The organism is Paenibacillus sp. FSL H8-0282 (assembly GCF_037963825.1).
Taxonomy (GTDB): Bacteria; Bacillota; Bacilli; order Paenibacillales; family Paenibacillaceae; genus Paenibacillus_AQ; species Paenibacillus_AQ odorifer.
In genome coordinates this window covers 2,922,644-2,943,877 of sequence record NZ_CP150146.1, presented here as the reverse complement: position 1 = coordinate 2,943,877, position 21,234 = coordinate 2,922,644, and the positions used below count along the sequence as shown (strand labels likewise).

23 protein-coding genes are annotated in these 21,234 nt (G+C 43.6%); 10 read left to right on the top strand and 13 right to left on the bottom strand.

Annotation, left to right across the window (positions count from 1 at the left end; all coding sequences use genetic code 11):
* Positions 1-130: 130 nt before the first annotated feature.
* Entirely contained in the window at positions 131-739 is a 609-nt protein-coding gene (locus NST94_RS12840; RefSeq protein WP_076126101.1) for a pentapeptide repeat-containing protein, read from the bottom strand.
* 123 nt (positions 740-862) lie between these two features.
* Between NST94_RS12840 and NST94_RS12835 the strand changes: the two genes are divergently transcribed.
* Positions 863-1,243: a PilZ domain-containing protein gene (locus NST94_RS12835; RefSeq protein WP_076126099.1), complete on the top strand. Its 381-nt coding sequence runs from the start codon at positions 863-865 to the stop codon at positions 1,241-1,243.
* Between the two features lie 113 nt (positions 1,244-1,356).
* Here NST94_RS12835 and NST94_RS12830 read toward each other — a convergent pair whose 3' ends face one another.
* Genes NST94_RS12830 through NST94_RS12810 form a run of 5 tightly spaced genes read right to left on the bottom strand, consistent with a single transcriptional unit; the run spans position 1,357 to position 4,866 of the window.
* Positions 1,357-2,085 carry a hypothetical protein gene (locus tag NST94_RS12830; RefSeq protein WP_248548155.1) on the bottom strand — a complete coding sequence of 243 codons (729 nt, stop codon included), beginning with the start codon at positions 2,083-2,085 and terminating at the stop codon, positions 1,357-1,359.
* Positions 2,079-2,780, bottom strand: a complete 702-nt coding sequence (locus tag NST94_RS12825) for an ABC transporter ATP-binding protein (protein ID WP_248548154.1) — start codon at positions 2,778-2,780, stop codon at positions 2,079-2,081. The genes NST94_RS12830 and NST94_RS12825 overlap by 7 nt, the downstream gene beginning before the upstream one ends.
* A gap of 13 nt (positions 2,781-2,793) precedes the next feature.
* Entirely contained in the window at positions 2,794-3,168 is a 375-nt protein-coding gene (locus NST94_RS12820; RefSeq protein WP_076101764.1) for a GntR family transcriptional regulator, read from the bottom strand.
* Positions 3,169-3,170: 2 nt separating this feature from the next.
* On the bottom strand, positions 3,171-3,917 hold the full coding sequence (locus NST94_RS12815; protein WP_076301870.1) for an ABC transporter permease: 747 nt from the start codon (positions 3,915-3,917) through the stop codon (positions 3,171-3,173).
* Entirely contained in the window at positions 3,910-4,866 is a 957-nt protein-coding gene (locus tag NST94_RS12810; protein WP_081383247.1) for an ABC transporter ATP-binding protein, read from the bottom strand. The genes NST94_RS12815 and NST94_RS12810 overlap by 8 nt, the downstream gene beginning before the upstream one ends.
* Before the next feature lie 195 nt (positions 4,867-5,061).
* Between NST94_RS12810 and NST94_RS12805 the strand changes: the two genes are divergently transcribed.
* The 3 genes from NST94_RS12805 (at position 5,062) to NST94_RS12795 (ending at position 6,894) form a co-directional block, all read left to right on the top strand.
* Positions 5,062-5,433: a hypothetical protein gene (locus tag NST94_RS12805; protein WP_076126089.1), complete on the top strand. Its 372-nt coding sequence runs from the start codon at positions 5,062-5,064 to the stop codon at positions 5,431-5,433.
* A 151-nt stretch (positions 5,434-5,584) separates the two neighbouring features.
* Positions 5,585-5,956: a hypothetical protein gene (locus NST94_RS12800; protein ID WP_076126088.1), complete on the top strand. Its 372-nt coding sequence runs from the start codon at positions 5,585-5,587 to the stop codon at positions 5,954-5,956.
* A 101-nt stretch (positions 5,957-6,057) separates the two neighbouring features.
* The gene (locus tag NST94_RS12795) at positions 6,058-6,894 is read left to right on the top strand and encodes a sulfurtransferase (RefSeq protein WP_339282032.1); all 837 of its coding nucleotides are present in this window, start codon (positions 6,058-6,060) and stop codon (positions 6,892-6,894) included.
* 83 nt (positions 6,895-6,977) lie between these two features.
* Here the strand turns inward: NST94_RS12795 and NST94_RS12790 are convergent, their stop codons facing one another.
* Positions 6,978-7,361 carry a helix-turn-helix domain-containing protein gene (locus NST94_RS12790; protein WP_076183618.1) on the bottom strand — a complete coding sequence of 128 codons (384 nt, stop codon included), beginning with the start codon at positions 7,359-7,361 and terminating at the stop codon, positions 6,978-6,980.
* 138 nt (positions 7,362-7,499) lie between these two features.
* Between NST94_RS12790 and NST94_RS12785 the strand changes: the two genes are divergently transcribed.
* Positions 7,500-7,913 (top strand): DoxX family protein, encoded by a 414-nt coding sequence (locus tag NST94_RS12785; protein ID WP_339282031.1) that lies wholly within the window; start codon positions 7,500-7,502, stop codon positions 7,911-7,913.
* Positions 7,914-8,213: 300 nt separating this feature from the next.
* Here the strand turns inward: NST94_RS12785 and NST94_RS12780 are convergent, their stop codons facing one another.
* On the bottom strand, positions 8,214-8,681 hold the full coding sequence (locus tag NST94_RS12780) for a hypothetical protein (RefSeq protein WP_076126071.1): 468 nt from the start codon (positions 8,679-8,681) through the stop codon (positions 8,214-8,216).
* Positions 8,682-8,765: 84 nt separating this feature from the next.
* Here NST94_RS12780 and NST94_RS12775 point away from each other — a divergent pair, with 84 nt between their 5' ends.
* Entirely contained in the window at positions 8,766-9,146 is a 381-nt protein-coding gene (locus NST94_RS12775; protein WP_076126069.1) for a hypothetical protein, read from the top strand.
* Here NST94_RS12775 and NST94_RS12770 read toward each other — a convergent pair whose 3' ends face one another.
* The 3 genes from NST94_RS12770 to NST94_RS12760 all read right to left on the bottom strand — a co-directional run bounded on the left by NST94_RS12770 (position 9,147) and on the right by NST94_RS12760 (position 12,072).
* Positions 9,147-9,605 carry a hypothetical protein gene (locus NST94_RS12770; RefSeq protein WP_076126068.1) on the bottom strand — a complete coding sequence of 153 codons (459 nt, stop codon included), beginning with the start codon at positions 9,603-9,605 and terminating at the stop codon, positions 9,147-9,149. It abuts the gene before it with no gap.
* 113 nt (positions 9,606-9,718) lie between these two features.
* On the bottom strand, positions 9,719-9,904 hold the full coding sequence (locus NST94_RS12765) for a hypothetical protein (protein ID WP_076126066.1): 186 nt from the start codon (positions 9,902-9,904) through the stop codon (positions 9,719-9,721).
* A 212-nt stretch (positions 9,905-10,116) separates the two neighbouring features.
* The gene (locus NST94_RS12760) at positions 10,117-12,072 is read right to left on the bottom strand and encodes an AraC family transcriptional regulator (RefSeq protein WP_248548328.1); all 1,956 of its coding nucleotides are present in this window, start codon (positions 12,070-12,072) and stop codon (positions 10,117-10,119) included.
* Positions 12,073-12,446: 374 nt separating this feature from the next.
* Between NST94_RS12760 and NST94_RS12755 the strand changes: the two genes are divergently transcribed.
* Complete coding sequence (locus tag NST94_RS12755; RefSeq protein WP_076126062.1) at positions 12,447-14,510, top strand: methyl-accepting chemotaxis protein; 2,064 nt, start codon at positions 12,447-12,449, stop codon at positions 14,508-14,510.
* Positions 14,511-14,675: 165 nt separating this feature from the next.
* Here the strand turns inward: NST94_RS12755 and NST94_RS12750 are convergent, their stop codons facing one another.
* Positions 14,676-16,895 carry a M56 family metallopeptidase gene (locus NST94_RS12750; protein WP_076183597.1) on the bottom strand — a complete coding sequence of 740 codons (2,220 nt, stop codon included), beginning with the start codon at positions 16,893-16,895 and terminating at the stop codon, positions 14,676-14,678.
* A gap of 5 nt (positions 16,896-16,900) precedes the next feature.
* Positions 16,901-17,281, bottom strand: coding sequence for a BlaI/MecI/CopY family transcriptional regulator (locus tag NST94_RS12745; RefSeq protein ID WP_254847611.1), 381 nt, complete (start codon positions 17,279-17,281; stop codon positions 16,901-16,903).
* Positions 17,282-17,481: 200 nt separating this feature from the next.
* On the opposite strand from NST94_RS12745, the gene NST94_RS12740 reads away from it, so the two are divergent.
* From NST94_RS12740 to NST94_RS12730, 3 genes are all read left to right on the top strand, one after another.
* The gene (locus NST94_RS12740; RefSeq protein WP_076183910.1) at positions 17,482-18,972 is read left to right on the top strand and encodes a 4-hydroxyphenylacetate 3-hydroxylase N-terminal domain-containing protein; all 1,491 of its coding nucleotides are present in this window, start codon (positions 17,482-17,484) and stop codon (positions 18,970-18,972) included.
* A gap of 214 nt (positions 18,973-19,186) precedes the next feature.
* Positions 19,187-19,846, top strand: a complete 660-nt coding sequence (locus NST94_RS12735) for a response regulator transcription factor (protein ID WP_076135640.1) — start codon at positions 19,187-19,189, stop codon at positions 19,844-19,846.
* 1 nt (position 19,847) lies between these two features.
* Positions 19,848-21,221, top strand: a complete 1,374-nt coding sequence (locus NST94_RS12730; protein WP_339190774.1) for a HAMP domain-containing sensor histidine kinase — start codon at positions 19,848-19,850, stop codon at positions 21,219-21,221.
* Positions 21,222-21,234 lie beyond the last annotated feature (13 nt).

Genomic DNA, 21,234 nt, shown 5'->3' with positions numbered 1-21,234 from the left:
ATGCAATAATAAATAGGTTTAGCAGTTAGAGTACTCATAATAATCTGCGCTGCCACCCCCTCCGCTTCAAGCATTGATTTGCTAGCGGAGGTCTTTATGATCCACGCTAGCATCTGATGCCGTCAGTTTACTAATTCCCTACTTTTGCCCCAAATGAACGTGCCAAGAGTACCGCCTGTTCAATATCCATCCGCACTCCCTGCAGATCCAGACTCTTTAAATCAATTCCTTCAACAATCGCTTCCCGCATATCCGCTCCCTTAAGCTTGCATTGAGACAATTGTACACGGCTCAAATCCGCTCCGCGTAAGTCACTTTTTTGCAAATTACAGCCCATTAAATCCGCTTCTGTAAATCGAATCCCTCGCAGATCCTGTCTGCTTAGATTAGTATGTCTTAGGTTCGTGTACGACCAGTCCCCTCCGAGTAGGGAGATCCCGTCCAAATATGCATTTGAGAAATCCGACCCTACCATCTTGCAATCTTCAAATTTAGATACAAACAGGTTCGCTCCCGTAAATTTACAATTGGTAAAAGCTGAACCTTTATGGTGAGACGCATTAAGCATGGCTCCTGTAAAATCACAATCAATAAATCGGCAGCCAATAGAGTTCATCTCTTCCATAGAAGTGCCTTTGAAGGAGCATTGCTCGAATGTGCAGTTATTTAACTCACCATCCTGCAAGCTTCCTTGATCAAAATTGTGATTACGGAACGTTTCATTAAGGTATTGGTACATATAAATCTCATCACCTTCATTAGTATTAAAAAAATTAATTCTTAATTAAAAATAGCACTTTAGTAGATTGTTCTCAACATTCCCTTTCGATATAATAGCAAATAAACAATGGGGAGGAAAATTATGGATGTGTCCAGCAGGAAAGAACCATTCCGTTATGTTATGAACCATCCGCTTGAATGCTGGATTGAAGTTCCGCTTAACAATTCCGGTCCAGGTGCTGGAAAGTTAACAGAGGCTGTATTACTCGATCTTAGCCGTTCGGGTTGTAAGGTACGTACTCCTTTGAATCTTCGATTCACTGCAAGAGATACTAGGCTTATTATTCATCTTCAATTAAATGAAGAGAAGCTTCAGCTCTTATGCAGCGTCCGGTGGGGTTGGATGTTTGGGCTTGGCCAATATCAATATGGAGTTAAATTCCGCTTGGACGAAAATGAGGAAGAACGCCTAATAAGAGAGCTTGAAACATGGACCGCCACCCTTCGGGTTGAAGGTCTATAGAACTTACCCTAACAGATGCCCTTCACTTAGAAGGACGTCTTTTTTTGCACAAAAACGAAGACAAAGCTAAATCGCACTGTCTCCGTTCTAAAAACTATTCCGCCAAGTTGTGGCTAGATGTCCACTCTTTTATTAACGAGCTTGATGATGACCGCTATAAGAAGAACTGCTATCACCGCTTCAAACAGAAGAGGAGCTAGATTCAAATGACCCTGTATAAGCTGGATCCCATTTGCGGTATCCGTCTCATCTATGACCTCGAACTGGAATACACTTTCCCAAGCAGTGAAGTTACTTTTGAAAATAAAATACTCCAAATAGAATATTCCATTCTGTAACAAATACGCAGTGGCCAGCCCAATCCATACTCGCCCCTTAAATTTCACACTTCGTGCAACCGTAATGGAGACCATCAAGGTAAGCATAATATAACCGGCAAACCAATACGCCTGCAAGAGAACTAACAATCCCACTGTCCAGAAATTCTCCGGAAGAAATGAGGAGGGATACATTGAAAGATACACGCCAAAATGGATCAAAGCTATTAAAATAATACCCAGCATTAGAGCTAAATAGAGCACTAACGGAGAAAGGACTGTGTTCAGGGTTCTTACGGGCACTAGGCGACGATTATAGGAATTTATATTGTTAAAAAAAGTTTTTGCTGCCATGACAAGAAGGATCATTCCTGCAATAACATAAGCTATTCCGTTCAAAGTAAACCGTTCATAGTCATGCAGTTTGGTAAATCCTAACCCAATCTGTGCCAGAATTATGATTACAAAAACTGCAAGAAACTTATCCCTATCCCGTCTAAAATCATACTTCACTAGCTTTAGCATTCTGCGTACACCTCTCTGAACAGTTCGTCAATACTTTTGCCATGGCGTAGCCGAATATCCTCTACCGCAGTATGCATCAGAATTTCTCCCTCTTTTATAAAAATCACATCATCAAAGATCCGCTCAATATCCGATACTAAATGGGTTGATAAGAGAATGGTACTGTCCTCTTCATAAAACTCTACTAACGCGTTAAGAATTTTTGTTCTAGCTACCGGATCTACACCACCAATGGGTTCATCCAGCAAATAAAGGCTAGCTCGGCGTGATAGAGCAAGTGTAAGCTGTAAACGTTCATTCATCCCTTTGGACAGATCCTTTACCTTATCTTGCACTCTTAGTTTCATAAACTCCAGCATTCGCGAGGCTTTAGTCTGATCAAAATCCGGATAGAATTCAGTTTGGAATTTCAGAGCATCAGAAACACTCATCCAGGATTCTGTAAGCGGCTTATCAGGCATAAACGACACCACCGCTTTACTTTCTGTTCCTACAGAACCCCCAATGACGGATACACGACCAGAGGTAGGCTGTGACAGCCCGGCGATGATTTTCATAAGTGTACTTTTCCCGCTGCCGTTACTGCCCAGCAGTCCTGTGATCTTACCCGCACTCAGATTAAAAGATACCTCGCGGAGGGCATGCTTGGATCTATATTTTTTTGTAACTTCATGAACCTCAAGTATATTTCCCAACTTGTTTATCCCCCTATTCTTTATCCTTGTTACGGATATTCTCCGCTACCGCCGCTAAAATATCTTCACCTTGAAAGCCAAGATCCTGCATACCACGGATGAAACGATCTAGCACATCTTTGGCCATTTCTTTTTTGATGGTCAGGATAGTACCTTCATTACTTGTGACGTATCTTCCCATTCCACGCCGGGTTTCCACGATTTCTTCACGCTCCAGTTCCTGAAAAGTTCTTTGCACCGTATTCGGATTAATCTGCAGTTCACTGGCAAGTTCTCGTACTGAGAGTATTTTATCTCCCGGTTTCAGCTTGCCTGTGACGATTTCACCTTTGATGTAATTCATGATCTGTATATAAATCGGCAGGTTGTTATCGAATTCGATTGTCATGATTAAGCAACATCCCTTCGTCTAAAGACGGAGAAACCTACGAGAAGAAAGACAGCTGTGTATAAGACAAGCATCACGATAGAAAAAGTCAGTGTCATTCCAGGCATAGGTGCTCCTCCACCTTCATAAGCAGATAAATTTAAGTTTGGAAACAGAACATATTTGTAAAAATCACGAGAAATAATCAATTTGTCTATCATTAATGCAAACATAGTAGCCCCAATCGTTACTCCCGTTGAAGTGGTCAATATCCCCAGCATAAAAGCAAGTGTTCCATACACAACCGTACTAACGAGATTATACAATAGGTTTGTAAGCATCTCACTCATACCCGCTTCTCCACCACTTAGTCCAAACCACAAAGCTCCTGTTCCAAAAACGGCTATACCTCCGATGACAGTCAAAGTCAAAGCATAGAACAGTACAACCACATATTTGGATGCGAGGATTGCTGTACGGCTTCTGGCGCGGATAAGCAGGAACTTGATGGTTCCTTGACTATACTCTTTTGAGACAATACCTGCTGTTCCGATAATCGCAAGAATTGTAATCACTTGCCCAATCCCTTGGGAAAGCAGCATCATTGCTGAAAAATCATAAGCTGATTCAAACAGGCCAGGTGAGACAGAATGAACTATATAACCTAACAGCAGGGATAATAGAATTAATATCAGATATGGCATAAAAAATGTGCGTTTTTTTGAGAGCTTGAGCCATTCATTCACAATCAGATTATTAAAGTTACGCAATGCGGTTTCCTCCTGTCCATTTCAAGAAATCTTCCTCAAGACTTTGTTTATTCTCCGTAATCCGAAAAATCCCCACACCTTCATCACTAAAAGTAGATACAAGCTCCGGTACTCTGCTATCAAGCAGACTTACTGTCACTTCAGATCGCGCGCTATCCATAGAGATCAATTCCGCATAATCCAAGCGCTCCAAGATATTTATAGCGGATTCGATTGATCCTACACGGATGGTGAGCTTTACTTGTGCGGTTGCTTCCTGCTCCTCACCAATCGTAGTTACGGTCACCAGCTTACCATTCTGGATCACAATAGCCCGATGGCATATTTGTTCAATTTCAGTAAGTAAATGGCTGGAAATCAGAATAGAAATGCCTTCCACTTCGGCGATGGTACGCATATAATCACGCATTTCCCGTATTCCGGCCGGATCAAGTCCGTTCGTAGGCTCATCTAAAATCAATAACTTCGGCCGATTGAGAAGCGCCTGAGCAATCCCAAGACGTTGGCGCATCCCCAGCGAATAAGCCTTTACTTTTTTATTCATCGCTTCTTGAAGTCCTACCAGTTCTACAACCTCATCTATTCTGCCAGCCTCAATGTTATCCGTCATTCTTTGATACTGCTTCAGATTATCAAGTCCAGTCATATAGGGATAAAACTCTGGATTTTCAATTATCGCACCGATATGGCCAATCGCCTGCTTAAAATCCTTTTTCACACTGTGGCCTTGGATAATCACATCGCCTTCGCTCATCCGTATTAAACCCGTCATCATTCGAATCGTTGTGGTCTTTCCTGCACCGTTTGGACCTAGCAATCCAACAATTTCACCCTTACGGATATCAAATGTCAGCTTATCCACAATCGGTCTTCCTTTGATGATCTTACTTACCTCATTCATTTGCAGAACGATTGAATCTTGCATTTCTACACCACTCCCCTGTTTCATGCTAATCCTCCCTGCCAACTAATGTATTGTTCATTTTTTATATTGTGTCAGTGTCATAGTTGAATAGTACACTAATATATTGTTGGAGTAAAGCCCAAAATAATAAATTCATGCAAATAAGGGCTTTCTATTAGACTTTCAGCCAAGCCAAAAAGTTATATGAACATAGATTAGATAACAAAGGAGGAATTACAAATGAAAAAAGAAGTTCACATTTCTCAGACTTTCCCTCGCTTGACCGTGTACGATGAAGAAAACTTCAATGGACGCCGTAGAGTATATACTGGCAACCTGGGTATTCGTAATACGGACAACATCCTCGATGGTATTGAGAGCCTTCGGTTCTTCTCTACTAGCAGCAATGCTACACTGGTACTCTTCACAAGAACCCGGTTTAGAGGAAATTTCCGTGTTCTTCGCGGGAACCGCAACATTAGGGATCTGGATGATTTCATTTCAGGTAATGACGTGGAATCCATTATTTCTACTAACCAACGCTTAACCCTCGAACAAATCCGTAATATCCGCAGCAGCGGTAACTTGCCTTCGGGATATCGTTTGATCTAGGAACTGCTTACAACAACAAAAAGGAGTAATCCGGAGCCTAGCGCCCAGGTCACTCCTTTTTCCAGTCGAAAATACCGCATTCATTTATGGTAAATCTGGCGGCGAGTTGTCGAAAACGACAGTTCGTCAATCGAACTTGGAGGGATTAACCATGATTACAAAAAAAGTAACATCTGTAATATATCCTAGGCTAAGAGTGTTTAGTGAGGAGAACTTTCGGGGGCTTCGCAGAACTCTTCGTGGCAACCTGGGCATTGCAGATATAGATTCAGTCCTTACAGGAATAGAAAGCTTGCGCTTCTTCTCCACAAATCCGAACGCTACGCTTGTGTTATTCGATCGTTCTGCCTTCCGCGATAATTTCGTCATTTTGCGTGGCAACCGCAGCATCCGCGAACTGGACGACTTTCTGCGAAGAGGAGATGTCGAATCGCTCATTTCAAGCAATCAACGGCTGACCCCGGCGCAGGTTCGCACCATTCAACGTACCGGCAGCTTGCCATCAGGATATCGTTTGATCTAATTCAATGAGGACGCAGTTTAAGCCATAAGCTTAAGGTGCGCCCTCTTTTATTTTCCGCTATAATGACTCCATACATATTAAACAGGAAAGAAGGCTACTTTATGGAACCGATCGTTTCTACTCGATGGCTGCTTGCTCGGTTATACGAGCCTGAACTTGTTATAGTTGATTGCCGTTTTTTACTTACTGACCCGGAAGCTGGACGTAAAGCCTATACAGAAGATCATATTCCCGGAGCAGTTTATCTACATCTGGAAGAACAGCTCTCCGCTCCAGTAAGCGCACACGGTGGACGCCACCCACTGCCTGAGATCTCGAAGCTAACCACCGTTCTTAGCAAGGTTGGCATTAACAGAGATAGCATTGTCGTTGCTTATGATGATCAAGGCGGTGCCTACGCTTCCCGTCTGTGGTGGATGCTTAAATATTTGGGGCATGAACGTGTGTTTGTAATGGATGAAGGCTACTCTGTTTGGAAAAATGGTAAGTTTCCCGTCAGTGATCATCAAGCCGTGCGAATTCCTAGCCAGTATGAAGCAGATGTTCAGAAGAAGATGCTTGTTAGCATGGAAGATGTGCAAAATGTAGTTAACGACGGTGGTGCACTATTGATTGATTCCCGCGAGTCCCGCCGCTATGAAGGACTTGAAGAACCCATTGATCCGAAGGCAGGTCATATTCCCGGAGCGATCAATAAGTTCTGGAAGGATGTACTGGATGAGCAAGGGCGCTGGAAATCAACTGAGGTGCTGAAAGAGCATTATGAAGGAATTGATCCTGAGCAAGAAATTATCGTGTACTGTGGTTCAGGCGTAAGTGCCTGCCCGAATGTGCTCGCACTAGGCAAAGCCGGGTACAAGAATGTGAAGCTGTATGCAGGAAGCTGGAGTGATTGGATTTCATATGAGGAGAATCCGGTGGCTACCGAAGAGAGTTAAGCGTTCTTTTTATTTGTATATTTAAGAACAGGAAAAGCCCGCAATCTTTGCGGGCTTTTTTAGTGCACTTAATACCGAAACGTTTACCGCAAAAAATCGATTTCCCGAAGCTCGGATGCGCTTGCCTCTGCTTCGTCTTCTTCGCCGTACTGCTTCTGTATATGCTGCACATGCCCGGCTCCCCAGTCGCTCATTGTCTGGAGCACGGGTTTCATTAGCTGTCCGTACTCCGTAATCGAGTATTCGACCTTTGGCGGAATTTGCGCATACACTTCGCGATGCACAATATCGTGATACTCCAATTCTTTCAACTGCTGGGCCAGCATCTTTTTCGAAATATCCGGAATGGCTTTTTGTAGTTCGCTGAACCGCATTGTACCATTGCTCAGTAGGCGTAGAAGAATCAATGATTTCCATTTGCCTGTGAGGATTTCCAGCGCCGTTCCGAATTTGCAATACACCGTCATTCTTATCCTCACTTTCTGGTCTTGCCAAGGTTTACTTTTGGTTACCTGGTTAGGTTTAAGTGCCTACTTCCTGAATGGGCTTTCTCACTTTAGTATAGAGGCAGACATCGAAATCGAACAAGTGAGGGGAAAGAAAAGATGAATGTGACGTTATGGATCGTACAAATCGTATTGGCGGCAGGCTTCGTATATTCGGGATGGATGAAAACTGTTCGCACCGAGTCGTCAAAAAAGACATGGGCCTGGGTAAATGATGTGCCGAAAAGTCTAGTTGTTCTGATCGGAATCGCGGAGCTACTTGGAGCGCTGGGCCTTGTTTTGCCTTGGGCGCTGAACATAACACCGTTGCTTACGCCGATCGCCGCGATCGCTTTGACTGCGGTCGCACTGCTCGGGATGCTGTTTTTTTCATATTCGGCGAAAAGAGTACCGGGAGCTCGGCGTGAATATCTTTTTTGTGGTTCTGGCGTTGATCGTGGTAATTGGAAGACTATAAAGGAACCAGAAGGGCGATCTGTTGTCCACAGCCTGGCTTCCTTGAACCGGGCATGAGAACGTGGTCTATTGCGGCTCGGGCGTGATTGCTCCGGAGAAAGCGGGGTACAAGAATGTGAAGTTGTATGCGGTTGATAAAGGGATTGGATTTCGTATGAGGAGAATCTAGTGGCTACTGAAGGAGCTGAGCCTGCTGAAGATTCGCGCCGAAATTCTGGAGCAGCTGCTGACGGCACAGTAATTGCCTAAATGATGCAGAGCATTTCAAAAACAGGTATATAGAAAACGCGAGTCCGGGCGGCACTGCCCTGAACTCGCGTTTTTGTGTTAAGTGATTCGGTTATGTATTTCTATCGCCTATTTTGCCGGGTATCGTTTCAACTGCTGCTCAAACACGGTATTATAGTAAAATTTTCGCGGATAGGTATCCTCCTTCAACACCTTGTAAAGCACGGATTGACCTTCTTCATAACGGACCGCAAATTCACATTCATCATAAAAACGCCGGGACAGCTCACGGATATTGTCTTTCTCGGACGAACAGCGCCATCCGAAATAAATCATGTCTAGCTGGTCCAGCGGATCACGGTAAGTGTCGAGGACAATACAAGCGTTTGGTTGCTCTGGATTGCTGTAAACGAGCACATGTCCGGTGTGAACAGGGTTGGCAAAAAAATGTTCATAAATCTCAGCAACGGGTACTGTAATACCCAATTGATCCATGATGATCTGAAAATTCGGGTGCGGAATATAGGTATCACTCTGCTCATCCGGGTACTCCACCAATTCTGTAATGGATGCCATGACCCCAAATTCATACTTCATATAAACATCCTTCCTGTTGATTGCTTGAAAAATATCCCTATGCTTGCTATGATAACAAAATTATTAGGATGAGAGGCGATTTTCATGAAAAAAAAGCTGCGTTCTATCACGCTCAGGGAACTGGAATACAGCTATATATTGGGCATGAGAATCCATGACGAACGGAGTCTGCTTGAATTAAAGATTTATCATAAAAATGTAAAGCTCCACCCCCTCCGCATCCAACTCCTAACATGGGATGATCCTATTGCCGGTTGTCCGCTAAATACAGGCTATCTGCTGCAAAACCATAAAAAGGGTTTTGAAGATGTCTATAATCTAAATCATCCACAGCGTATCCGCGAATGGATCGAATATGGAACGGCTAAAGGCTGGGACGGCACCCGGACAATAGAGATCATAAATGGATTGGATGCTATGCAGGAAATGGGCTATGATATTACTTCATTGCGCACCTCTATATAATCAGTCGAAAACCTGTTCCAGTGCTTGCGGATAATAAGGGCTGATAATTTTATAGGCATTCAAGTGAGGATTGCTTAAATCATTATCATAAATGATCATATGCTGTCTGCTTTTTAAAATAATATCAAATCGTTGCTTGCAGTCAGCCTGAACTATCGTAATATAATAGCTAAAGTTTTTGTCAGAACTGACATTTCGGGCCGATTTCATTAATTGAACATGAGAGAAATCAGCAAAAATCCGCTCAATAACAGCAGGATCAGTAATAATGATGTCTTTCTTTTCACCGGGAACTGAAGACAATCGCGAGATTTCTAGAGAGGCGATTTCTTCCAAACGGATGGTATTGGCTACGATTCGTTTAAACGAAGTATAGCGGCTTGCTGTATAGGCCATCAAAGAGACACCTACCCCTGTCAGAAGCGCACCGACAAGCATATATTTTCTATTTTTATCCATTTCCCCATTCCTCCCAGTAATACGATTAAGTAAACTACAATTATAAAACTATATAGACACCGGTGCAAATTCAGAAACATAAAGTTCAAACGGTACAAAAGGGCGGTGAGCTCCTAATCCTCAAGCTCGTCCAGCTTCGCTTCCAATTCAGCCAGCTTACGATTCGCTTGATCCAATATTTCTTGAAGCTCTGCAGCTTCTGCTCGTTTTATTTCTTTTTTAACGGCCTTAATCTGCTGCTCCAAATAAAGAATATCGGCTTCATTTCCTGAGTTGTTCCAGATCTGTGAGTAAGTCATAGTCAGCCTCCGTTTATCTATGTCGACGATTCAATCATAACCCGCATTCCACTTCTTCAGATTAATCGATGCTACTCGTGGAGTCTAGCTAATCAACAAAAAACAATGACCGATTACTATTCTATATTCAACCCTCTTTACTTTATAAACAAAATAAAGAAGCAGCGAGTTCCTCCTCTGCTTCTTTGTTGCGGATTAACCTGAGATCTCATTTATTTAGCCAGCAGTTTAGGGAACTCATCCAGCAGCATGCTGCTGGTCAACATATCGTCATAATTCCATTTAGTCTCCACAAAAGTAACTTTTCCGCTCTTTACAGCAGGGAGCGAGCTCCACAACGCAGTTTTCATTAACTCATTAAAGGAATTTTCCGCATCAGCATTGGCCGGATAGATGACAAACAAATGGTCACCAATAAGCATCTTATGCATTAGCTCAGGGGAGACCTCAATATAGGGTGCACCTTCTGCCGGCTCGATTTCCTTCACTACCTCGGACATTTTGTAGCCCTGCGGCTGATACAGCAGTGCAGGAATACCACCAGTTTTCATCAAATACATTGTCTTGTTCCAATAATAAATCAGCACTACCGCTGTTTCTCCTTCGGCAAGTTTGCCTTCCTGACGCAATCCGCTCCACATATTCTCGGCCTTGCGATTATATTCGGACAACAGTTGCTCTGCTTCAGCCTTTTTACCTACTATCTCACCAATGACAGGCAGACGCTCAGACAAGGGTTTACTCTGGTCAAATACAACAGTAGGTGATATTTTGGACACTTCTTCATATTGTTTGTCCATCACATAACCCAGCATTGTCAAATCCGGTTCCAGATCCAAAACAAGTTCCAGATTTGTAGGAAATCCAATATCCTGTGCCGGGGTTGTCTCCTTATCCAAATAGACTGATTCTTCAATAAACCGGCGGTCGACACCGACCGGCTGAATCCCGAGTGCCAGCAGGTCTCCGATCGAATTACCTTGCAGCACAATCCGCTGTGGACGCTCTGGAATATCAACCTCATGCCCCTGACTGTCTTTATATACTCTTGTAGATTTTGAATTGGTGGCTGAGTCCGGTGGACTTGTCTCTGTTTGCACAGAGGATACTGGACTAGGGCCAGCATTCACAGAATTAACAGGACTGTTCCCTGAAGAACAAGCACTAAGCATTAAAACCAGACATAACAGCATCGCTGCTCCCATTGACATTTTTGTATTTCTAACCATCGGTAAATCCCCTTTTCTTCTATATTGATAATGATTATCATGATCATTATCAATATAACTTGGCTCAGCCCATCCTGCATTAGACAATCTTAGCCTGATTTTAGGACGATCTGATCCTTTGGCAGAGCCTAGGGCCAATGACTTAAAATTACCCGGAGTCACACCGGTTGTTTTCTTGAAAATACGGATGAAATAGGACAGGTCCGTGTACCCCACTCCGGCGGCAACCTCCTGCAATGATGCATCGGTATTTAGCAGCATTTCCTGCGCCTTATCTATTCGCGTCCGAATAAGAAAATCAATCAGACTGGTACCCGTCTTGCTTTTAAACTGCTTCGCCACATAGGCCACACTATAATTAAGCTGCTCTGCAATAGAGGATAAGGTAATAGGCTGACTGTAATATTCTCGTATGTATCGAACTGCTTGCTCCACCAGATCCGGCTTGACGGGATAGACTCCATATGCCTGTCTCTGCCGCTCAACTTCGTAGACAAATTGATAAAGCATTGCTTTGATCTGAATCCGTTCAAGTGAACTTGAGTCCAGCCATTTCCGGTGCATCTCCTTTACTTGAGACAGCAAAGCCACTGGAGCATTCGGAGCAAATTCATATTGTTTTTGAAAAGGACTGTTTCTTTCAAAAAGTCTACGTACACCTGATCCGGACGTTAGCGAAAGCGAGGCTTTATAGAAAATAAAATAAAACTCCATTTCCTCCTTGACCCAATCAATATCCAGTTGCCCTCCCTTTCCGCTGTGTAGGATATGAAAACGTTCCGCAGCATGTTTATTTCCATTGAGCCGAAAAACCACGTTGCCGCGAACCATATATAAAAAACCTGCAGCCGGGAACCTATAGGAGTTCAGCTTGTCTCCTGCCTTAAACAACATATGGCGAATATCAATCAGCCGGATATGTGCATAATCCCAGAGCATCAAATTATCATCAGCATTTAAAATCTTTACTCGCCTCCTTCCTATCGGAAGTATAATTGATAATCATTATCAACCGCAAGAGCTGGAAGCAATCTACAAACAAGAAGTCTGATAAAGGCAGTTAAGCATCACCTAAAAAAACAACAATTCGCCTCTAATCAGTAGCTGCAATGTGCCAAGCTACAGGCTAATTGTTAAGATCTCCCTCTCCCCCCACCATCTTGAAATCCCGCACCAGTCAAGGATTTATCCTGTGCATCATCCATTTTAATTTAATTTTTTCATTCTCAAAATTACTATTTCGAAAATCTCACTATCTTCCGATATGTTCTTATGAGCTATTTGCTCAGAGACAACTTGGGGGAGATGGTAGCATGTTACAACAACTAAAAAAAAGGCGGTTTGGTTCATCAAGCATAGCAAATACTTTGTCCATTGTACTTTTAGTTATTATTGTTGTCGTCTTCTCAATCTTGGGAACCTTTATGTTTTCCAGCACTCGCAGCATACTTGTGAAACAACAAGAATCTATGCTTCAGACCAAAACACAGGCACTTGTCAGTCAATTTGATGCACTATTTAAGGAAAAGGGTTCACTGGTCAAGCAAATGTCAACGAATAACTTATTCAAACAATACATCGAAACCACCGAAGTTCCTGAAATGGCCAAGACTTCTCCGCATGCCGCTGAAGTAGCAAAGACACTAGCTGCCATTGTAAAGGTGGAACCCACTTTTGCAGATGCATGGATTGCTAGTACTGCCGGCAAAGGTTTTTATATCCTCAACAATGGTACGACATCAGATGCTGCTTTTAACATTAAAGAACGGCCGTATTATAAGCCAGCAGTCGAAGCAGACGGCCTGTACTACTCCGATCCTTATATTGACATCACTACAGGTGATATGCTGATGGGTATTTTCTATCCGATAAAAAATGACAACAATACATTAATCGGTTTTGTCGCGGTTGATATAGCGTCTAAAAATATCCCTGAGATAATGGAAAGCTATAAGCTAGGCAGCACAGGTTATTCCATTCTCGCCTCCAAAACAGGTGATATTCTGTATCACCCAGACCAGTCTAAGGTCACAAAGGAAAAGATTAATGAGCTGCCAGGTGATCTTGGGGGAATCGGCAAGAAAATGATCGCTGGTGAATCCGGCGTACATCTGATTAATGACAACGGAGAACGCCGTTACATCGGCTATGCTACAAGTAAAGATACCGGCTGGTCCGTAGGTTTAACTATTTCAGAGCGGGAAGTGCTCTCCGAATTAAAAAAGTTCACCTGGATTACGATTGGCGGGTTTGTTGCAGCGGCGATTCTGCTCGTTCTATTTTCGTATATCACGCTCCGTTATCTGCTCAGATCCATACCGAAGCTGCTTACCAAAATCAAACGGGTGGAAAATGGGGATTTGACGGTTCAATTTGATGCCTATTCCAACAACGAAATTGGACAAATCTCCAACGGAATATTCAACATGGTCCAGAAAATTCAAGGGATGCTCCAAATAGTGGGTACCTCCGCTCAGGTATTAAACCAATCCTCAAAGGATCTGCAATCTATTTCTTCCCGTACAGCTATAACAATGAACGATACAGCCACAGCCATTAATGAGATTGCGAATGCAACCAACTATCAGTCGATCGAAACGGATACGATTTTGCAAAAAACCGGATCATTATCTGGTCAAATTGACGAAATCGCTAATGATGCCATAGCCATAGAGACGATGGTGCAAGCTTCTGCCGACCAGAGCGAACTGGGTTTGGGTGTGTTGGATCAGTTATCAAAATGGGCAGAAGAAAATCACAACTCCACTCATTCGATATCGTCTGCCATCCATGATATTGATCAAAGTCGTCATGAAATTTCGAGCATCGTGGACACGGTACATCAAATCGCTACGCAAACCAATCTACTGGCACTAAATGCTTCCATAGAAGCAGCACGTGCGGGAGAACAGGGACGCGGATTTGCCGTTGTTGCCGGAGAGGTTCGCAAGTTGGCGGAGCAGACTGCACAGGCTACACAGGAGATTGGCAGAAAGGTTCATGAAATCGAAGAGAAAACTAGAGCATCTGTGGAATACACAGCCCAAGGACTTGAAATTGCCGAAGAAAATGCAAAATCCGTGCAGGCTACGAAACAGGTATTCTTTAGCATCAACAGCGATTTGGAGGCTTTAAGATTACGTATGATTCAAATCAGCAGCAACACCTCCAAAGTCCATAAACACAAAGATGAAATCCTACAGGCACTCGAAATCATTTCTTCAACTACAGAAGAGAATTCCGCTTCAACGGAAGAAGTTAGCGCAAGTACGCAAGAACAATTGGACAGCATTGAACAGGTTGCCGAACTGTCCCTGCAGCTCAATCAGTTGTCCAAAAAGCTTCAGGACGAATTAAACCAGTTCCAGGTCGAATAGTCCTTTAGTCATCCGTAATTTACACAGTCGTAAGACTGTCCTCCCTTCTAGAAAAATTAAGCAGCCAGTGCATGCCGATAATCTATCGGCGCGTACTGGCTGCTTTTAGTTTCAATTCGCTAGTAATGGTCTCTTCAATAATACGGTACAGACCTTGAAACTTAACTATTGATACGGGTCAGGAATTTCCTCCCACTGACCAGTAAAGACATCTACTTTAATCGTGAATTCCCTGCTTCCTTGCCTAACATCACTGAACAAATAACCATCCCCGATAAAGCCTGAAATCCAGTCCGTATCTGTTGGCTTGAAACCCTCTGTATCAAAGATAGGTTGGAGTAACTTATACAGTTCCTTCTGGTATTCTGTACCGTTAGAGATGTTCCACAGATCTATCGCTTCTCGGTTTACAAGACTTCTCAGTGGACTGCCAGAAGTTACGTCATGAACCGTTCCGGTAAGCGGATTTATTTTATAGCTATTGCCTTCCCCTACGCCATTCAGTGGATCTATATCCACCCTATACTGATCTCCGTCTTTGCTAAAGGTCCAACCACTTGCCGGAAGCTGTTTTTCCATCATGGACTTGATATCCTGTTCACTGAGTGGTGGAGATATAAACGATCCATAGTACATCTGTGCGCTCTCAATGGTCAGATTCTTCCCGTAAACGGCAATAACTTCGAGCGGAAACTCAGACATAGACGCCGCACCGGACATATGGGCTACAATTTGGTCATCTATCAGTTCGTATGAAACTATAGAGCCAAATCCGACCTTCTCTCCCCAAGCTCCCTCCGTGTAATCATACACTTTGGTCAAATGCTTTCCGTCCAGTTCAGCAGATACATAAGTGTGGTTATTTCGATGTGTAATGGATGATTTCAGCTTCTGATTCAACGTTTCGATCGGATCTTCGACCACAAGCTCTTCCAAGCTAGCAGGCTGGAGCACATGAATCTCACTCATAGAAAGTCCAGTACCCGTGCCGGTCGTAATGCGTATGAAAATTTCTTTAGTTCCATCTCCGTTCACATCTGCTTCTTCAATCAATGGAGGCCGAGTTTTATCTTCACCTGCATTCCACAAGAACGTACGGCTTACTTCACCACGCACATCTACCGTGACTTTATGCAAAAGTGTATTCTCACCAGTGGGATTAGCAGATACCGTGATTCCGTTTTTTTCCGCCAATAAAGTGCCTTTAACACTGGAATCCGTTGTATTTTTATCCTGCACTTCTGCCTGAAAAGTAGCAGGAGCGCTCATTGCCGGAGCTGATGCAGAATTTAGCTTTGCTCCTGTAAGGGTACAGCCACTTAAGATCATAATTACAGCGAGGCCCAGCATTGAGCTTTTTGCCGTAAATTTTTTGTGCCTGGTGATCATAATAATCCTTCTTTCCATTTCCTTTTTACTGCTTGAAATGCCAGCTGTACCTGCCAACCGGATCGGATCGGGTAAGGTTTCTAACAATTTGAGAAGTGTCAAGGCATAACTTCTGTGGCAAGCTGGTTCAAGATGCTTCAAGGCCAGAGCATCACAGGCAACCTCTTGATCGTCTTTCATTTGGCGTACGGCATACCACAACAGAGGATTAAACCAATGCATGGCCAGCAGCAGACCTGTCAGCAGATTTAGCAAAATGTCATGGCGCTTCACATGTGCCAGCTCATGAAGGAATATATGACGGAGTCCGTTCGTCTCCAGAGTGTGTAAAGTAGAGGTGGGCAGCAGCAACTTGGGCCGCATAACGCCAAGTAGTGTCGGTACGGCAATCTGCTTCGTCCCGATCAGCTTGACTGGGCGACGCACCTGCATTTCCTGCTTACAGGATTTGAACAACCGTTGGACTTCTGAGGAATGAATCTCCGTTTCCTGTCGAACCCGTGCGGTAAATCGCAGTTGCGCTCGAACCGACATGCCCAGCACCACCGCCGCTCCGCCAAACCACACCAAAACCAGTACATGTATCGGCTCCCATCCTGAATCGGTATGCGGATTGACTTGTGCCACATCATCCGATGTCGATTCTCCCGGCAAAGGTCCAGTTTTTGCAATTCCAGTAACTGACGGCGGTTCCTTTTCCCCTCCGGTCAACTCTGGGACATAAGTAAAGCCAACTTCCGATTGCGCTGACGGAATAAAGGAACTCTGCGCCGTTTCTTTCTCCAGCGGCAACAGATTAAAAATACTAAATGTGCTTTCAGGTGCCCAAGGTATAGCCAGCCTCACGATCAATGGTATCCACAGAAGATACGTCCAAGTAGGTTTCAGACGATCCTTGAACAGGAATCGGGTCAATAAGATCAGCAGAGCCAGCACGCTCGCCATGGCAGACAGCGACAATACCTTGACGAACAGATTGTATGCAGCTTCCAGCAAGCGGCTCAGTCCTTTCGTTCATCCAAAATTCTCTTCAGTTCTTCAATATCTTCCCGGGACAACTTTTCATCCTGCAAAAAATTGACCAACATCGGGCGCAGAGTTCCACCGTAGATCCGCTTCAGAAAGGATCTTGTCTCCGATTGGACACATTCCTCTTCCCGCACCAGCGGATAATAGGAATACACCCTACCTGTCTGGTTATAACCAATAGCCCGTTTCTCTGTCAGACGCTTAATCAACGTCCGTACCGTCTTTGGGTTCCAGTCCCTGCTGCCTTCTAGTGCTTCAACAATCTCACCTGCAGTGCGTGGGGCACTTGCCCACAGCACCTTCATCACTTCCCACTCGGCATCCGAGATCTTTGGAGTTTCCGTAGACATCATTCTATCCGCCTTTCTTTCCTCTGTATGACTACACTTGTAATCCAATATCCAAAATATACAAGTCAGCATCGTTTATGTCAACCCTAAACTCCCAGCTCACCACGGTTTATGGACAATGTACACGGAGATTCATGATTACGTACATTAATAGCAATAATACGGCTTTATTAGTCAAAGATGACTTCAAAGAGGTGGAACCTATGCCTATAAAAACAGGTAATCAATACATCGAACGAATCGACCGGCAAAAGATCAATATCTGGTACAAAGGAACACGTGTTGAAGGTCCTTTATCCAAACACCCTGCCTTTCAAGGTCTCATACAAACACAAGCCGAAATGTATAACATGCAGTGTGATGAACGTTATTTGGCGCAGATGACCTATCCTTCACCTGATACTGGAGATCCGGTTGGTTTATCTTTTCTTCCACCCAAAAATGCTGAAGATTTAGAACGCCGGAGAAAAATGATTGAACTCTGGTCCAACAGACACCACGGATTTTTAGGACGTTCCCCCGATTATATGAATACGGCCATCATGTCTCTGTTCACAGCTGCTGATATCCTTGAGGATCATAATCCGAAATATGCTGAGAACCTCAGAAAATACTATGCCTTCTGTCGAGATCATGACATTTCCTTATCCCATGCTTTCATCCAGCCTCAAGCCAGCAAAATATCCGGCCAGATTGATGCTACAGAGGATTCTATCGCTGCAAAAGTCGTAGAAATCAATGATCAAGGGATGTTTGTTACCGGTGCTTTTATGATGGCAACACAGGGAGCTACATGCGATGAAATGCTTGTATTCCCAACTCCCTCACCCTCACTTGTGGATGATGATAATCCCTTTGCGTTTGCCTTTGCGGTGCCTAATGATCTGCCTGGGATGACTTTTTTTTGCCGTGAAAGCTACGCTGCCTCATCCTCCTACGACCATCCGTTAAGTTCAAGATATGAAGAAATGGATACCCTTGTTATCTTTGACCGCGTACTGGTCCCTCATGATCGTATATTTTATTATGGCGATGAGAGGTACTGTTCCCGATTATTCGGCGAGAGTAACTTTCATACGCATATGGCCCACCAAATTATCACCCGCTATATTGCAAAGACCGAGTTTTTTCTTGGTATGCTAGAGTCTTTGGCGGAAGAACAAAATGCTGTCCTTGAGGCCTACACGATTTTACCTATTTCCAGAATATTAACCTATTTAGAAACTTTCAAAGCCTTAAGACTTGCAGCGGAAATAGGGGCTTCGCTCGACAAATTTGGATATCTCGTTCCAGATAAAGGTCCACTGTTGGCTTCAACCATTCACTTTTCAGAGTTTTATCCAGAGATGGTTGAAATGGTTCAAAACCTCAGTTCAAGCGGGCTCATCATGATCCCCTCTGAAGCCGACTTTACATCAAGCGCTGGTTCGTATCTTTATGAGTATTTGAAGGGAAATGTCTCGGATGCGTGGTATCGAAATGCCTTATTCCGGCTGGCTTGGGAACTAGGAGCGGGTGCATTCGGAGGTCGTCAAACCCAGTTCGAGCGGTTATTTTTCGGCAACTCCCAAACAGTGGCCTGGCGTATGTACAACAGCTATGATAATCACGAATATTTTCGTCAAATCGTTCACGAATTTATTGCCCCTGATGCCCACTTGTCTAAGTCAACAACAGATGGAATTTCCAATTAATCAAGAGTTGCGAAGGTTTATAATGATGTTTTTCAGGATTGATTAAGAGACTGCTTCCGCTCTCTTTTTCAGTCCTTTTTAAGCTTTATCAACAAACCAAATTAGGAAGAACTAGATGCTTTTTCATACCTGCACTGGACAATTCTGTAATAAGTTGTTTATAGTTTATTAGCATTAGGAAGTGATTTGCTAGCTTAGGAGGGAACAATGAACTATGGGCCATATCATAGTCGTAGAAGATGAACGTGCAATCAGTGACTTAATTACTATGAATCTAAAATTAGTCGGACATACCTATAGCAAGGCTTATCGCGGGCTGGAGGTTATTGAACTGCTGGAACGTGAAAAGGCCGATTTAATTCTGCTCGATATAATGCTGCCCGAACTGGATGGTTTTGAGATCATGCAGCGGATTGCTCACTTACAAATTCCGGTGATTCTGATCACCGCAAAAGATTCACTGGCTGATCGCATCAAAGGCTTTGAGCTGGGCGCCGATGATTATATTATTAAACCTTTTGAAATCCTTGAATTGTTGGCAAGAATCAATGTGGTGTTACGCAGGAGCGAAAAAGGCATTTCCAATTTTCTCTGTGAAAACGTTGAGGTACGTTATCTTGAGAGGCTTGTGATGGTGGATCAGATACCCGTAGATTTAACCGCTAGGGAATTTGAGCTGCTTGAGGTCCTTATCCGTAACAGAAATATTGCTTTATCAAGGGAAAAGTTGCTGGAATTAGCCTGGGGCTATGATTTTGAAGGAGATACCCGTACTGTAGATGTTCACATCAGACAGCTGCGCAAAAAACTAGGCTGGGAAGAACGAATTAAAACCGTATTTAAGCTTGGTTACCGCTTGGAAGTTCAGGTCTAGTATGAGATTCTGGCATAAAATTCTGCTGTCAGTCCTCGCCTTCTTCATCGTCGCCCTAGATGTAAGTGTAATCATGATTATGAAAAAAAGCTGGCAGCTGAACATGGACAGCGAAATGCAGCGTGCTTCAAGCGAACAGCTATTAATTGCAAACAACATTTATGAAAATCTTGAATCGATTCAGACCCGTGGGGCCACACTTACCTCTACTTTAATCTCAAGTGTGGCTCAATCCTATGGTGAATTTTATCATAAGCAGGGAATCGGACTACAGCTCTGGGAGAATGACCAGCTGGTTTATCCGAATGCCGGAGTCCCATCAGTCTCAACACCGGAGTCACATTCTATTCAACTCTCTACTGAGCTCCCTGCTCCCTATCAAGCTTTGTCGATCGTTTATCAACGTGATATCAGTGACCTGTATGCTAAGCAGCATGAGCTGAACCGTTTTTTTGTAATGATTAACTGGATTATCGGTCCAATTCTGCTCCTATTACTCTACTTGCTGATCCGGCAGTTGACCAAACCACTTAAACAGCTTTCAAAGACTACAAAAACGATCGCTGAAGGCAAATATACCGAGCGCGTGCAGTTGCGCAGTAAAGATGAATTTGGTGAGTTAGCCCTGAACTTTAACCGAATGGCAAACGCAGTGGAACAGCACGTGATCGAACTGTCTAATATGGCCGATGAAAAGCAGAGAATGGTCGATAACCTCGCCCACGAACTGCGCACACCTTTAACCAGTATGCAGGGATTTGCTGAATTTCTGACTTCCGCGAATATAGGCCAGGAAGAACAGCAGAAGGCTGGTCAATATATCCTTAGTGAAACTTTACGCCTGAAGAATTTAGCCTTCAAACTGCTGGATTTGTCCGTCCTACGGCATCATCCTCTGACTCTGAAACAAGTAGACATATCAGATTTGTTCAAATCGGTTAAACAGATTGAGCAGCTTAAATTGGACGAAGCAGGCATCAAACTAGAAATGGATTATTCCATCCCTGCGGTTTGGGGTGATCATGATCTGCTAACTTCCTTCTTGGTTAACCTTGTCGAAAATTCCATTCATGCATCTCCGCAAGGGAGCACCATCCGCTTGCTTGCCTATGTATTGCAAAATGAAGCCATATTGGAAGTATGTGATTCAGGATTTGGGATGACACCGGAACAGAGCGCGCGTGTATTTGAACCCTTTTATCGAGGTGAAAAATCGCGCACACGCGAATACGGGGGTGCGGGTCTTGGTTTATCTTTATGCAAGCAAATCGCAGATGCGCATCAAACTAGAATTTCACTCAATTCTACTTTAGGTCAAGGAACAAGTATCCGCATCTTTTTACAACTCCATAACATCTGTTCACCTACTCTATAACATCTATAGTTTA

Bases quoted from the DNA above. Each gene is read 5' to 3' on its own strand.
- NST94_RS12840 (WP_076126101.1), bottom strand. From the start codon at position 739: ATGTACCAATACCTTAATGAAACGTTCCGTAATCACAATTTTGATCAA.
- NST94_RS12835 (WP_076126099.1), top strand. From the start codon at position 863: ATGGATGTGTCCAGCAGGAAAGAACCATTCCGTTATGTTATGAACCAT.
- NST94_RS12830 (WP_248548155.1), bottom strand. From the start codon at position 2,085: ATGCTAAAGCTAGTGAAGTATGATTTTAGACGGGATAGGGATAAGTTT.
- NST94_RS12820 (WP_076101764.1), bottom strand. From the start codon at position 3,168: ATGACAATCGAATTCGATAACAACCTGCCGATTTATATACAGATCATG.
- NST94_RS12810 (WP_081383247.1), bottom strand. From the start codon at position 4,866: ATGAAACAGGGGAGTGGTGTAGAAATGCAAGATTCAATCGTTCTGCAA.
- NST94_RS12805 (WP_076126089.1), top strand. From the start codon at position 5,062: ATGAAAAAAGAAGTTCACATTTCTCAGACTTTCCCTCGCTTGACCGTG.
- NST94_RS12800 (WP_076126088.1), top strand. From the start codon at position 5,585: ATGATTACAAAAAAAGTAACATCTGTAATATATCCTAGGCTAAGAGTG.
- NST94_RS12795 (WP_339282032.1), top strand. From the start codon at position 6,058: ATGGAACCGATCGTTTCTACTCGATGGCTGCTTGCTCGGTTATACGAG.
- NST94_RS12790 (WP_076183618.1), bottom strand. From the start codon at position 7,361: ATGACGGTGTATTGCAAATTCGGAACGGCGCTGGAAATCCTCACAGGC.
- NST94_RS12785 (WP_339282031.1), top strand. From the start codon at position 7,500: ATGAATGTGACGTTATGGATCGTACAAATCGTATTGGCGGCAGGCTTC.
- NST94_RS12780 (WP_076126071.1), bottom strand. From the start codon at position 8,681: ATGAAGTATGAATTTGGGGTCATGGCATCCATTACAGAATTGGTGGAG.
- NST94_RS12775 (WP_076126069.1), top strand. From the start codon at position 8,766: ATGAAAAAAAAGCTGCGTTCTATCACGCTCAGGGAACTGGAATACAGC.
- NST94_RS12770 (WP_076126068.1), bottom strand. From the start codon at position 9,605: ATGGATAAAAATAGAAAATATATGCTTGTCGGTGCGCTTCTGACAGGG.
- NST94_RS12765 (WP_076126066.1), bottom strand. From the start codon at position 9,904: ATGACTTACTCACAGATCTGGAACAACTCAGGAAATGAAGCCGATATT.
- NST94_RS12760 (WP_248548328.1), bottom strand. From the start codon at position 12,072: ATGCTCTGGGATTATGCACATATCCGGCTGATTGATATTCGCCATATG.
- NST94_RS12755 (WP_076126062.1), top strand. From the start codon at position 12,447: ATGTTACAACAACTAAAAAAAAGGCGGTTTGGTTCATCAAGCATAGCA.
- NST94_RS12745 (WP_254847611.1), bottom strand. From the start codon at position 17,281: ATGATGTCTACGGAAACTCCAAAGATCTCGGATGCCGAGTGGGAAGTG.
- NST94_RS12740 (WP_076183910.1), top strand. From the start codon at position 17,482: ATGCCTATAAAAACAGGTAATCAATACATCGAACGAATCGACCGGCAA.
- NST94_RS12735 (WP_076135640.1), top strand. From the start codon at position 19,187: ATGGGCCATATCATAGTCGTAGAAGATGAACGTGCAATCAGTGACTTA.
- NST94_RS12730 (WP_339190774.1), top strand. From the start codon at position 19,848: ATGAGATTCTGGCATAAAATTCTGCTGTCAGTCCTCGCCTTCTTCATC.